Genomic DNA, 12,580 nt, shown 5'->3' on the forward strand with positions numbered 1-12,580 from the left:
CCGTCACATCAAGGTCAGGCCGCCATCGACCGGCAGCGTCGCGCCGGTGACGTGGCCTGCTTCCGGCGACAGCAGGAAGGCGACGACGGCGGCGACCTCGTCAGGCTCCGCCAGCCGTTGCATCGGATTGGCCTTTGCGACGCGCTCCCAGGTCGCGGTATCCAGCGCGCCGAACAGGCCCGGATCCTTGCGGGTATAGCCGGGCATCACGGCATTGGCGGTGGCGCCCGACGCGGCGAGCTCGATCGCGAGCGACTTCACCAGCACTTCGAGCGCGGCTTTCGCGGCCGCCGATCCCGGATAGGTGGCGCCGGGCACGAAGCGATGCGGCCCGAAGCTCGACACCGCGACGACGCGGCCCTGCGCGCTGCGCGTGAGGTCGGACAGCGCGGCCGCCGCGATTTCATGGAAGGCCGCCGCCATCACCGCGAAGGCACGCTCCAGCGCCTCGCGCGGCAGGCTTGAGAATTCGCGCCGGTCGGCAAAGCCCGCGGCGTGCACGATGCTGTCGACCGGCCCGAACGCGGCCCGCGTTATCGCGACCAGCGCGGTGCCGGCGCGGGACTTGGCGAGATCGCCGGTGCTCACCTCGACCTTCGCGCCCTTGCTGCGGCATTCCTCCGCAACCGAATGCAGCCGCGCGAGCCCGGCGGGGTCAGTGCCCTGTCCGTGCAGCATCAGCGATTGAGCGGGGCCGGCGAGCCGGCGCGCGACCGCGGCGCCAATGCCGGAGCCGCCTCCCGTGATGATTGAAACGCGCATGAGGTTCGTGCAGTCAGTGCGATAAGAGACAGCGAACTATAGGTTCGGCATCACGAAATGCAAACCGTGCCCATCGCCATCAGTTTAGCGTCAGGTTCAACGCCAAGTTATCGCCACGGCTCGACCAGGATCTTGGTGTGCGCCTCGGGATTGGCGAGATCGGCAAAGGCCTGCGCGACGCCGTCGATGCCGACACGGCCGGTGACGAGCGAGGCGGCATCCACCTGGCCTTCCGCGATCAGGCGCAGCGAATAGGCAAATTCCTCGGGCGTATAGCCGAGCACGTACTGGACGTTGAGCTCCTTGATGATGCCGAGCATCGGCTCGGACTTGTCGGTCTCCATGCAGACGCCGACCACGACGACACGGGCGCTGCGCGGGGCGCCCTCGAACACCTGCTGCAGCACGCCGGGCACGCCGACGCATTCGAAAATCAGCGCAGGCTTCAGCGGTGGCAACAGCGCCTGCATCGGCGGACGCGCCGCCTTCTCCGCGTCGGTCATCTGGGCGTGCTCGGCCCAGCTCGCATAGGGCTGCGTCTTGGCGGGATCGACCACCACATCGGCGCCCATCTTCTCGGCGAGCAGGCGCCGCGCCGGCGAATAATCGGCAGCAACGATCGGTCCGAGCCCCCTGATCTTCAGCGCGGCGATCACCGCCAGCCCGACTGGCCCGCAGCCGATCACCAGCGGTACCTCGCCGCCATGGATATTGGCCATCGCCACCGCATGCACGCCGACCGCAAGCGGCTCGGTGAGCGCGGCGTGCTCGGCCGCAAGCCCGTTCGGCACTTCGAGCAGCAGCGGCTCGCTGAGCAGCATCTGCTCGGCATAGCCGCCGAGATAGTCGTTGGAATAGCCGATACCCTTTGGGCCCTCCGGCGTCAGCAGCGCCGGCAGCGAGCACACGCGCGTGCCTGGCTTCAGCTTGCGCGTGGTGTTCGGGCCGTAATCGAGAACCTCGCAGCAGAACTCGTGCCCGAACACGACGTCGCGCGACAGATCCATCGGCGTGCGACCGGGCAGGAACTTGCTCAACTCGACCATGCGGTGGGCATGCTTGCGTGCGTGCAGATCGGATCCGCAGATGCCGCAGGCGAGTGATTTGACCAGCACCTGGCCGGCGCCGGGCTTCGGCTCGGGCAACCGGTCGACGACAATCTCGCCGTTCCTGAAAATCGCTGCGCGCATATTCCCTCCCGCGTGGGTTTTGTCCCACTCATTTTGATGCGTATTTCGTCCCGCGAAATGCCGTCGCGGATCACGTCCGGGACAGGCTTTCGCCGCAGGAGGCTATAGCACGGAGGGTCACCACGTATAGCGCATAACGCCCTTGCCGGCGAAAGACTGTGTCACGTTGGAGAATTCGCCTTCGAAGGTCGCGGCGGCCGACCAGCCGTTGCGCCACCTCAGCTCGGCGGAGGCCGTGGTCAGCACCGAGTCGCTGGCCTGCGCCGCACCGTTGACCACGAAGGCCGCGCCGGGCAGCGTCTGGAACACCGCACCGACGGCGCGGTCCGGATTGAAATCATGCGCCCAGGCGACGCGGCCGCGCAGCGTGAAGATGCCGCCATCGACCGCGAACGACTTGTCGGAGCGCAGGCCGAGTTCGCTCCTGACGTCGGTGACGCTCTTCGCTGCATAATTCAGCGCGAAGGCGCCGCCGCCGGAAACCATGCTCTCCGCATAGGCCGGCAGCTCGAAGCTCGTGAACTGTGCCGCCGCGTAAGGCGTCAGCCCGATCCACGGCGTGGCATGGCGATAGCCGCCCTCGAGCCGGCCCGACCACGCATTGGCATTGAAGTTGGCGCGCAGGTGATCGGCGCCGGCCGCGGTGACGATGCGGTCGGTTGTGACATCCTGCCAGCCATAGGCGAGCGCCGCGCTTAAGTACGCCGCGCCGACGCTGTGGCGAACGAACGCGCCGGCCTGGAACAGATCGGAGCGGCCCCAGCCGAGACCGTTGACGCTGAAGCTGGTGGCGCCGCCGGCGAGCGCAAAGCCAGCAATGGTGTTCGGCGACAGGCGGTAGTCGGCGCCGACCGCGGTGCCATAGAGGCTGCTGCTGGTGTTGTTCGAGCCCAGCACCGCATTGCCGCTGGTGGTCTGCGAGCCGCCATAACCCGCCACCCAAACGCTCCAGCGCTGCTCGAAGCTCGGCTGCAGTGGCGGCGCCTTGGTGTGAATCGCGGCCAGCGCATCGCGCGGTTCGGTCTTGCGCGCCGCATAGGCGAGCGGCGTGCTCTCCTCGGTGAACGGCGTCGTCCCCGCGCCGCCGCCGAAGCCACCATCACGCCCGGCGACGAACGGATCGGTCAGCAGACCGAGGAACAGGCCCATCGCGTTGAACGTCGCCTGCTGCGAGCCGGTCGCGCCCTCACCCGAGGCCTGCGTCAGGCCGTTCGGCGACAGTCCGGCGAACACCGCGTTGATACCGCCATTGGCGTTGAAGAAGTTCTGCAGCGTGGTGGCGACGTTCTGCTGATTGACGTTCAGCTTCGACTTCGCGCCGTAATCGAGCGTGAAGTTCAGATAGGCGTTGCTCGCGTCATAGCCGAGCGTCGCGACGAGGTTCGACGGCAGCCCGGTTGAATCGACACCCGCAAACGTGCCGCTGCGGCCGCCGGCCGCCGACAGGATGGTGTATTGCTTGGCGATCGTACTGCCGGCGGCGACGCTGACGCCGACCGATCCGGCCAGCGTCGCGGTGCCGGTCACCTTGGCAAAGGTCGACGCCGTCGAACTGAGCGCGACGAGGTACAGTGCGCCCGACTGGAACGCGAGATTTCCTGCCACGTTCAGGAAGGTGCCTGGCGTCGCATTGCCGGGCAAGAGGATGCCGCCGCTTGCAATCGTCGTATTGCCGACGGTGCCGACGCCGGAGAGCGCGCCGCCGGCATTCACCGTGGTGAGGCTCGACGAGGCGATCGAGCCGTCGACCTGAAGAATGCCGCCGTTGACCGTCGTGGTGCCGGTATAGCTGTTGACACCGGACAGCGTCAGGGTGCCGCTGCCGGTCTTCTCGAAATTGGCGGGACCGGTCGGACCGCAACCGCAGGGATCGGAATCCGCGATCACGCCGCTGACGACAGTCGAAAGATTGTTGCCTCCGACGACGAGCGTGTTGCCGCCGCCGATATAGTAGGCGCCGGAGCCCGCGATCGAGCCTGCTGTGATGCGGCCGTCGCCGTTCGGCCCAAGGCTGCCGCCGAAGTCCACATAGCCAGTGCCTTGAGTGATGAACTGCGCAGTGCCGCCGGTCGAATTGCCGAGGAACGTGACGCTGGCCCCACTCTCGGTCGTGATCGTGGCGTTGCCGGCCGTTGCGTAGACGTCGAAGACCAGCGTGCCGCCGGAGCGGTTGGTGATCGTCGCGTTGCCCGCGGTCGGCGCCTCCGTCAGGCTGAGACCGGACGTGCCGAAATAGGTCAGGCCGCTGTTGTCGATCGTCGCGTTCGCCGCAGTGCTGTTCTGGTAGAAATTGGTAAAGCCGGTGGCCGTCGTTGTGATCGTCGAGGATGCGGCCGACGAGAACTCGAAGAACAGCGACCCGCCGCCGTTGTCGCCATTGGTGATCTTGGCCTGGCCCGCATTGGTGTGCCCCAGGAACACTGTGCCGGCACCATCATGATTGTGGATCACGGCCTTGCCGGCCGTGCTGGCGTCCAAGCCACCAGGAGGTCCAAGCGCATCGCCAAATACCAGGGTGCCGCCATTGCTGTTGTCAAACTTGGCGTTGCCGGCAGAACTGGTGTCGCGGAAGATCGTGAGCGCACCATTGGTGTTGCTCACGGTGGCATTGCCCGCGGTGCTGCTGTCGCGAAACTCCGTGATGCCGAAATTCTGGTTGACGATCGTCGCCGTCGACGCCGTGGTGGAATTGTAGAACGCCGTCGTGGCAATTCCGTTGAAGCCGTCGTTGACGATCTTGGTGATTCCGGCCGTGTTGGCATTGACGATGTCGAACTTGCCGTCGACGGCGACCTCGCCGACGATCGAGGCAATGTGGCTGGCGTCGCCGAGTTGCAAGGTCGCGCAATCGCAGATCGTGGTGCCGCCGGTGTAGGTGTTGGTGCCTGTTAGCACCACGCGGCCGAGACCGCCCGAATTGTCCAGCACAGTCAGCTTGCCGGGGCCGTTGCCGTCGGCAATGTTGCCGGCGATCGTGAGCGTCACACCATTGGCGTCGATCGCGCTGCCAATGGCCGACGTGTTGATCTTAAAGTTGTTGGCGAAAGTCAGGTTGCCGAGACCATCGGCCTGAAACGAGGCATTGTCGAGCGTGACGGTGCCCGACCCGACCGAGTTGTTGTTGCCGACGACGACGGTCGTATCGACCACCAGCGTGCCGCCGGAATAGGTGTTGGCGCCGGAGAGCTGCACGTTGGAGAAACCGGACGCCGACGAGTCGATAAGGCGCAGAACGCCGGCGCCGGCACCGTCGGCGATCACGCCCTGGAGATTGACCTGGGCACCGTTCGCATCGACCGTGCCGCCGGCCGCATTGACCGCGATGCTGTTGGAGAAGGCGACGCTCGAGACTGTCGCCGACTGCATCTGGAAGGTGCCGCCATTGAGCTTGATGGTGCCGGTGCCGACCGAATCCGCATTGGTCACCTGCACGGTGCCGGCCGAGATCAGCGTGCCGCCAGAATAGCTGTTGTGGCCGGACAAGACGAGCGTGCTCGCGCCGAGTTGCTGAACTTGGGCAACAGGAGTTGTTTCGCCAATGTTGTTGGAGATTGAAATCGTCTGATTCGAGTTGGCAAAATTGAAGATGCCCCAGGCTGCTGAGCCGAAATTGATGTCGGCTCCGCTCACCACATATGATTGCGAGTTTGCGGTGAACGTCCATAAATAGGGCGTGACTGCGCTTGTCACATCGACAGTGGCCGATCCAGTCGCGTCGAAAATGGCTCCCTGGCCATTGTTCACCGGTGGCGCGCCCACCGGCGGATTGGACCAGTTGGTTGCGAGATTGTAGTCCGGCGTTGCTCCGGAGCTGCCCGTGCCGCCCCAAGTGTAGCTCTGCGCTCGTGCCGAACCGGTCGGTGACGCGATTGCGGTGGTCAGGGCACAGAGTGCCAAGGCCATCGCAGCGCGAGACGACCGACCGCCTGACAGAAAAAAGAACAAACCAAAATGCACGTACCCAACCCCCAAACGCTCTGCGGCGCTCTTGGGGCTAGGGTTAGCATGCGGCGAACCGCGAGGTTGCCGATTGTTTCCGAAATCCGGTGGTTCAGCGACTCGAGATCAAAGATTCTGGCCCGACTGTTGTACCCGCGCAACGCTAGTTGAAGCCGGCTTCGCAACCAACGCACGATTTCGTCCGGACGCTCAGGCGTTCGGCGACGGCTCGCTGGCCACGGTCAGCAGCTGCGACCGTCGGACGCGCTCGCGATGCGCGGTGTAAAGGCCCGAGGCGACGATGAAGCCGGCGCCGAGGATGGTCCAGCTGTCGGGCACTTCGCCGAAGATCAGGAAGCCGAGGATGCTGACCCACAGCAGCTGCGTGTAGGAGAACGGCGCCAGCACCGAGGCATCGCCATAGCGGAATGCCAGCACCACGATCCACTGTCCGACGGTGGACGCAACGCCGATCAGGATGCCGAACATGATGTCGTGCCAAGTCGGCGTGACCCAGACGAACGGCACCAGCGCGCTGACGATGGCGACGCCGACAATGGACGAATAGGTCATCACTGTGATCGGGCGCTCGCTGCCGCTCATCATGCGCGTCAGGATCAGCGTGCCGGCCCAGGCCAGCGCGGAAACGAGCGGGAAGATCGCGGCGGGATGGAACGCGCTGGTGCCCGGCCGCAGGATGATGAACACGCCGGCGAGGCCGACCGCGGTCGCGATCCAGCGTCGCATGCCGACCCTCTCACCGAGGAAAGCGATCGACAGCGCGGTGACGAACAGCGGCGAGACGAAGCTGGTGGCGGAGGCTTCGGCGATCGGCAGGAAGCCGAGCCCCGTGATGAAGATCAGCGAGGAACCGAGCAATGCGGCGCCGCGCAGCACGTGCAGCCGACGGCTGCTGCGCAGCGCGAACAGCGGCGAGCCCGGCAGCATCGCCGGCGTCATGATCATCGCGAACACCAGGAAGCGGATCCAGGCGATCTCGATCGAGGGCAGCGTGGAGGAGAGATATTTTGCCGTGACGTCGGAGGTGCCCAGGAACACGGTCGACAGCAGGATCAGCGCGATGCCCTTGAACGGCCGGTCGGTGCGGGCGGGCGCCTTGCTTGTCGCTGCGGGCGCGGTCTTTGCGGGCAATGAAAGGGGAACGCTGTCCAGCCTGGCGGCCACGGCTGCGGGGGGCGGTGTCACGGCAATCTCGAAGGCAAATAAAGGGAATCTGCAGCTCGTACAAAACGCCAATTCTGCCGCAAGAACAATGCCCGAAAACGGGACTCCGATATGCACCAGCGCGCGCGACCGCCCACCGCAGACTGTGTGCCGCCGCAACTGCAACAGTTTGTTAAGAACTGTGTGGAGCGGAACGCGCTCAGAGCATCGGCAGCGAGCGCGGCTTCGGCCCGCGCGGGAACGCGGCATCGAGCGCGGCGAGTTCATCGCCGCTGAGCTCGAGCTTGCCGGCGGCAGCATTCTCGGCTGCGTGTTCCGCGTTCGACGCCTTCGGGATCGCGAGCACCGACGGCAGCCGCGTCAGGAAGCTCAGCGCGACCTGGCGCGGCGTCGCCTTGTGCGCCTGCGCAATCGATTGCAGCACCGCGCCGGCCTTGCTCGATGGCGCGGGAAAATCATTGTGACCGAACGGCGAGTAGGCGACGACGGCGACGCCGTGCTGCTCGCACCACGGGATCACGGCATGCTCGATGGCGCGCTCCTGCAGATGGTAGAGCACCTGGTTGCAGGCGATCGTGCCCTCACCCGCGACATCGAGCAGTTCGTCGAGATCCTCGGTGTCGAAATTGCTGACGCCCCAGGCGCGGATCTTGCCGGCCGCGATCAATTCGTCGAACGCCGCGACCGTCTCGGCGAGCGGAGTGGTTCCGCGCCAGTGCAACAGATAGCAATCGAGGCGATCGGTCTTCAGCCGCTTCAGCGAGCGCTCGCAAGCGGTGATGGTGCCGCGCCGCGAGGCGTTGCTCGGCAGGACTTTCGAGACCAGGAACAGCTCGTCGCGGCGGCCTGACATCGCATCCGCGATCACAAGCTCGGCGTCGCCATACATCTCGGCGGTGTCGATATGCGTCATGCCGGCATCGATGCCGCGCTTCAGCGCAGCGACAGCCGCCTTGCGGTCACCGCGATCGAGATACCAGGTGCCTTGCCCGATCACCGAGACTTGCGGGCCGTTGTTGCCGAATTTTTTTGTCTGCACGATCGCCTCGTTCTGCGTGGTTCGCCTTTGATCCCGCGCACGACGATAAAGCAAACGGAAGACCATGTCTCCACATCGACGTCCCGGCGATATTTTCACAGCGTCGTCCCGGGGAAGGCCGGGACCCACACTCCGCAACAGTCATTGTTGGCGGGACTCGTCATTCCGCCCGTGTGCAACAACAGATATTCGTGGTTATGGGTCCCCTGAGTTCACAAACGAAGTGCAACACTTCCTTGAGGAGGTGTTGCCATGGGGCGGACTTACAAACAGCTCTCTCTGGACGACCGATGCGAGATTGCCTGCCTATCGGCCAATGGCCGCTCGGTCCGGCAAATCGCGGCAGCTCTGGATCGCTCGCCATCAACGATCTCTCGGGAGCTGAGGCGCAATCGGGGGAGCCAGGTCGGCTACAAGCCAACTATGCCCAGCACCAGATGCGCGCGCGGCGCTGGACGGGCGGACGCCTCGAACGGGAGCCCGGCCTGCGCCGCGCGGTGTTGGAACGCCTTCGCCGGGGCTGGTCGCCCGAGCAGGTCGCTGGCCGGCTGGCGCGCGAGTACGGGCGCAAGGTGATCTGCCACGAGACCATCTACCGCTTCATCTATGCCCAACTCAGACGCACCACGGACTTCAACTGGCGGCGCTATTTGCCGCGCGCCAAGAGCAGGCGGGCTGCCGCGGCAAGAGGGGCGGCAGCCCCGCGAGCTTCATCGAAGGCCGTGTTTCCTTGGCAAATCGGCCGATCGAGGTGGCTGACCGCAGCGCGCCCTCATGTTTGCCGATCTCGACATAATCGAGGATCGAGCGCATCTGCTTCTCGGAGATGACCGGCCCAAGTGCAGTGGCGCGATCTGCGGGATCGCCCATCCGCAATGCCTCGGCGCGGGCGACCCGACGCTCGACCACCTCGTCATAGGCGTTCTCCTGCACCAGCACGCGCGAGCCGGCCGAGCAGACCTGCCCGGCGTTGAAGAAGATACCGGCAGCCGCGGCCTTGGCAGCGGCTTCGAGATTGGCATCGTCGAAGATCACATTGGCGGACTTGCCGCCGAGCTCGAGCGAGACCCGTTTGAAGTTGCCGGCGGCGCCCTTCATGATGCCGCGGCCGACGCCGGGCGAACCGGTGAACGTCACCTTGTCGACATCGGGATGATTGACCAGCGCATGGCCAACGATGCGGCCGGGCCCAGTCACGATGTTGAGCACGCCCTTCGGCAACCCGGCCTCCAGCGCAAGCTCGCCGATCCTGAGCGCCGACAGCGAGGTCAGCTCGGCCGGCTTCATCACCACTGTGCAGCAACCAGAACTCGCTGGTCTCGCTGGCGCAGGGCGCCTGCGATCTCTCCGGCGTGCATCTGCCGCGCGGCGAACTGCGCGCGCAAGGCATCAAGGCCTGCCGCGAATGGCTCGATCCGCGCGAGGACCGCGTCATCAATTTCGTGACGCGCGAGATGGGCCTAATGGTCAAGCGCGGCAACCCGCTGAAGATCACATCGCTGAAGGACCTGGTCGAGCGCAAGGCCCGTTTCGTCAACCGCGACCATGATTCCGGCACGCGGCTGCTGTTCGATCAATTGCTGGCGCTGCACAAGATCCCGGAAGGGCGGATCAACGGCGCCCAGCACATGGAATTCACCCATGCAGCGGTCGCCGCCTATGTCGCCAGCGGCATGGCGGATGCGAGCTTCGGCGTCGAGGCCGCCGCGCGGCAGTTCGGGCTCGATTTCATCCGCCTGCTCACGGAAGATCATTTTTTCGTCTGCAAGCGCGCCTTCCTCGAGACCGAGCCGATGCAGCGGGTGCTCGACATCATGAAGAGCAGCGAGTTCCACAAGGCGGTGGGCGCCCTTCCCGGCTATGTCGTCTCCAACACCGGCGCCGTCAGCGGCGTGAAGGAGTTTCTCGAGAAGGTGCATTCGGACCGCTGATCAGCCACACCCGACGTGCGGCCGACCTGGTGGCCGTCGATCCTTCGGGACTCGCGCCAGGTACGATTGACGAGGATCGACAGACAGGAAGATATCTAGCCGAGGCCGCCGATGTCGGCGACCAGCACCGAGCCCGTCACCGACTCCGTGATGTAAAGACGGTCGCAGTTGGCGCCGCCGATCGCGACGTTGGTGCAGCTCGGCCCGGCGCAGGACTTGATCCGCGCGATGCACTCGCCGTTCGGCGCGAACACGAAGACGTGGCCGAGCGAGGCGTGCGCGACGAACAGCCGACCGGCGGCGTCCATCGTCATGCCGTCGGGCCCGCTCGGGCCGAACAGCGAGCAGAAGCGGCCGACCTTGGAGACGCTGCCGTCCTTCATGAACGGCGCGCGCCAGACCGCATTGTCGCGCGTCATGGCGACGAACAGCACCGCCTCGTGCGGATCGAGCACCAGGCCGTTCGGGCTGATGCCGGTGTCGATCAGGCAATCGAGCGCGCCGCTCACCCGCAGCCGATAGACGCGGCCGGTCGGATCGTGCAGTCCGGTCTGGCCCTGATCGGTGAAATAGATGTCGCCGTTCGAGGCGATGTGCAGGTCGTTGCAGCCGCGGAACGATTCCGAATTGCGCGAGCGCAGCAGCGGCGTGACCTCGCCCGATTTGGCATCGAGCTCCATCAGCCCGTGCCGATAGTCGGCGATCAGGATGCGGCCCATCGGATCGATCTTCAGCCCGTTCGGCCAGCCGTCATATTCGGCGACCTGCGTCCATGACTTGTCCGGCGCGATCCTGAAGATGCGGCCGAACGGAATGTCGACGATGTAGAGATTGCCTGACGCGTCGAAGGACGGTCCCTCGATGAAGCAGTCCGTCACCGCACCCGGCCGGTTGGCGTCGGCCCATTCGCTCGCCACCTTGCGGCGGAATTCGGCGGGAACCGCGGAGAAGATTTCGGTCGGGATCAGTTTCGGCGGCGTTTCCAGGAACATCATTTTTTGGTTCACCCGTTGGCGGAACGGGGTGGACCATAGAGAAGATTGTTGGCGCCGTCGAATACCCGAAAGCCCACCACGTCATTACGAGCGAAGCGAAGCAATCCATACCTCCATGCGTGGCAAGATGGATTGCTTCGTCACTTCGTTTCTCGCAATGACGGTTGGACGGCCGTCCTGTGCTTACGACGTTTTCCTACTCGGTCGGCTGCGCCGGGCCGTAGGCTTCCGAGATCATATATAGCCCGACAGCGTGCCGTAGGCCGCGGTCCATGCGGCGGCGACATCAGGCGTCCAGGCGGGGCCAAGGCCCTTCTCCAAGGTCCAGAGCAACGCGCCGCCGACCACCGGATAATGCTCGGGCCTCGCGCCATAGTTGACATGACGCTTGGCGAGTGCACTCGCGGCCGGCAAAATCGTGTCGAGATTGCTCAGCCCGTTGACGACGACGGCGAGCGTCGTCATCAACTTCTTGCGCTGCTCCTTCATGTCGGCGGGAAACATTGCCTTTACGGCTGGCGCGACTTCGAACAGACGGTCGTAGAAGATGACCGCAGCTTGCTCCGAGATCGGCGCGACCTTGCCAAAGCTTTCCTGAACCAGCTTGATTTGGGCCGGATTCATCTCGACTCTCCTCGGTTGAAATGAATTCTGAAACGATTTTTCAAAATGCGAGCATTGGTAATCCCGTCCGGCGTTTCGGTTCAAAGCGGAAACGCGCTTGCCGTCGACGTGATCATCACGCCGCCTCGACGAAGCTGTGGCGCTCATAGAGGAATTCGAGCACGCGCTGCCGGCACTTCAGGTAGCCTTGATTGGTCGCGAGCTCGAGCCGCTTGCGCGGCCGCGCCAACGGCACCTCGAGCACCTCGCCGATCCGCGCGCTCGGACCGTTGGTCATCATGACGATGCGGTCCGACAGCAGCACCGCCTCGTCGACGTCGTGGGTGATCATCAGGATGGTGTTGCCGAGCTTCTGGTGCAGCGCCATCACCGAATCCTGCAGATGCGCCCGCGTCAGCGCGTCGAGTGCGCCGAACGGCTCGTCGAGCAGCAGCACCTTCGGCTCCATCGCGAGTGCACGCGCGATGCCGACGCGCTGCTTCATGCCGCCCGAGATCTCGCTCGGCCGCTTGTCCTTGGCATGCGCCATCTGCACGAGGCTGAGATTGTGCATCACCCAGGCGTCGCGCTCGGCCTTGCTCTTGATCCTTGCAAACACCTTGTCAACGCCGAGCTTGACGTTCTCGTAGACGGTGAGCCAAGGCAGCAGGCTGTGGTTCTGGAACACCACGGCCCGATCCGGTCCCGGCGAATTGACCTCGCGGTTCTCCAGCAGCACGCCGCCATTGGTGGCGCCGGTAAGGCCGGCGACGATATTGAGCAGGGTCGACTTGCCGCAACCGGAGTGACCGATGATGGAGACGTATTCGCCCTTCTCGATCGTCAGGTTGATGTCCTTCAGCACCTCTGTGGTGGCGCTGCCGCGGGTGAAGGTCTTGTCGATGTGATCGAGCTTCAGATAGGCCTGCATGACTT

At 64.9% G+C, this 12,580-nt stretch carries 8 protein-coding genes and 3 pseudogenes; 2 read left to right on the forward strand and 9 right to left on the reverse strand.

What is annotated here, in order from left to right:
- Nucleotides 1-3 precede the first annotated feature (3 nt).
- The 5 genes from E2I15_RS10285 to E2I15_RS10305 form a co-directional block, all read right to left on the reverse strand.
- Nucleotides 4-762, reverse strand: a complete 759-nt coding sequence (locus E2I15_RS10285; RefSeq protein ID WP_137477075.1) for an SDR family NAD(P)-dependent oxidoreductase — start codon at nt 760-762, stop codon at nt 4-6.
- Between the two features lie 107 nt (nt 763-869).
- Nucleotides 870-1,952: a zinc-binding dehydrogenase gene (locus E2I15_RS10290; protein ID WP_137477076.1), complete on the reverse strand. Its 1,083-nt coding sequence runs from the start codon at nt 1,950-1,952 to the stop codon at nt 870-872.
- Nucleotides 1,953-2,069: 117 nt separating this feature from the next.
- Nucleotides 2,070-5,855, reverse strand: a complete 3,786-nt coding sequence (locus E2I15_RS10295; protein ID WP_137477077.1) for an autotransporter domain-containing protein — start codon at nt 5,853-5,855, stop codon at nt 2,070-2,072.
- 246 nt (nt 5,856-6,101) lie between these two features.
- Complete coding sequence (locus tag E2I15_RS10300; RefSeq protein ID WP_422109818.1) at nt 6,102-7,076, reverse strand: DMT family transporter; 975 nt, start codon at nt 7,074-7,076, stop codon at nt 6,102-6,104.
- Between the two features lie 199 nt (nt 7,077-7,275).
- On the reverse strand, nt 7,276-8,115 hold the full coding sequence (locus tag E2I15_RS10305) for an aldo/keto reductase (RefSeq protein ID WP_137477079.1): 840 nt from the start codon (nt 8,113-8,115) through the stop codon (nt 7,276-7,278).
- A gap of 252 nt (nt 8,116-8,367) precedes the next feature.
- On the opposite strand from E2I15_RS10305, the gene E2I15_RS39830 reads away from it, so the two are divergent.
- The gene (locus E2I15_RS39830) at nt 8,368-8,691 is read left to right on the forward strand and encodes a helix-turn-helix domain-containing protein (RefSeq protein ID WP_137477080.1); all 324 of its coding nucleotides are present in this window, start codon (nt 8,368-8,370) and stop codon (nt 8,689-8,691) included.
- A 189-nt stretch (nt 8,692-8,880) separates the two neighbouring features.
- On the opposite strand, the pseudogene E2I15_RS10315 reads toward E2I15_RS39830, so the two are convergent.
- Nucleotides 8,881-9,414: pseudogene (locus E2I15_RS10315) on the reverse strand (aldehyde dehydrogenase family protein); the annotation flags it as partial.
- On the opposite strand from E2I15_RS10315, the pseudogene E2I15_RS10320 reads away from it, so the two are divergent.
- Nucleotides 9,414-10,046, forward strand: a pseudogene (locus E2I15_RS10320) (substrate-binding domain-containing protein); the annotation flags it as partial. The pseudogenes E2I15_RS10315 and E2I15_RS10320 sit on opposite strands and share 1 nt — an antisense overlap.
- Nucleotides 10,047-10,141: 95 nt before the next feature.
- On the opposite strand, the gene E2I15_RS10325 reads toward E2I15_RS10320, so the two are convergent.
- From E2I15_RS10325 to E2I15_RS10335, 3 genes and pseudogenes are all read right to left on the reverse strand, one after another.
- Entirely contained in the window at nt 10,142-11,041 is a 900-nt protein-coding gene (locus E2I15_RS10325) for an SMP-30/gluconolactonase/LRE family protein (RefSeq protein WP_170991413.1), read from the reverse strand.
- Between the two features lie 196 nt (nt 11,042-11,237).
- Nucleotides 11,238-11,665: pseudogene (locus E2I15_RS10330) on the reverse strand (globin family protein).
- Between the two features lie 115 nt (nt 11,666-11,780).
- The gene (locus tag E2I15_RS10335) at nt 11,781-12,575 is read right to left on the reverse strand and encodes an ABC transporter ATP-binding protein (RefSeq protein ID WP_069276981.1); all 795 of its coding nucleotides are present in this window, start codon (nt 12,573-12,575) and stop codon (nt 11,781-11,783) included.
- Nucleotides 12,576-12,580: the final 5 nt, after the last annotated feature.

Source organism: Bradyrhizobium sp. BR2003, assembly GCF_009720285.1.
Taxonomy (GTDB): domain Bacteria; phylum Pseudomonadota; class Alphaproteobacteria; order Rhizobiales; family Xanthobacteraceae; genus Bradyrhizobium; species Bradyrhizobium elkanii.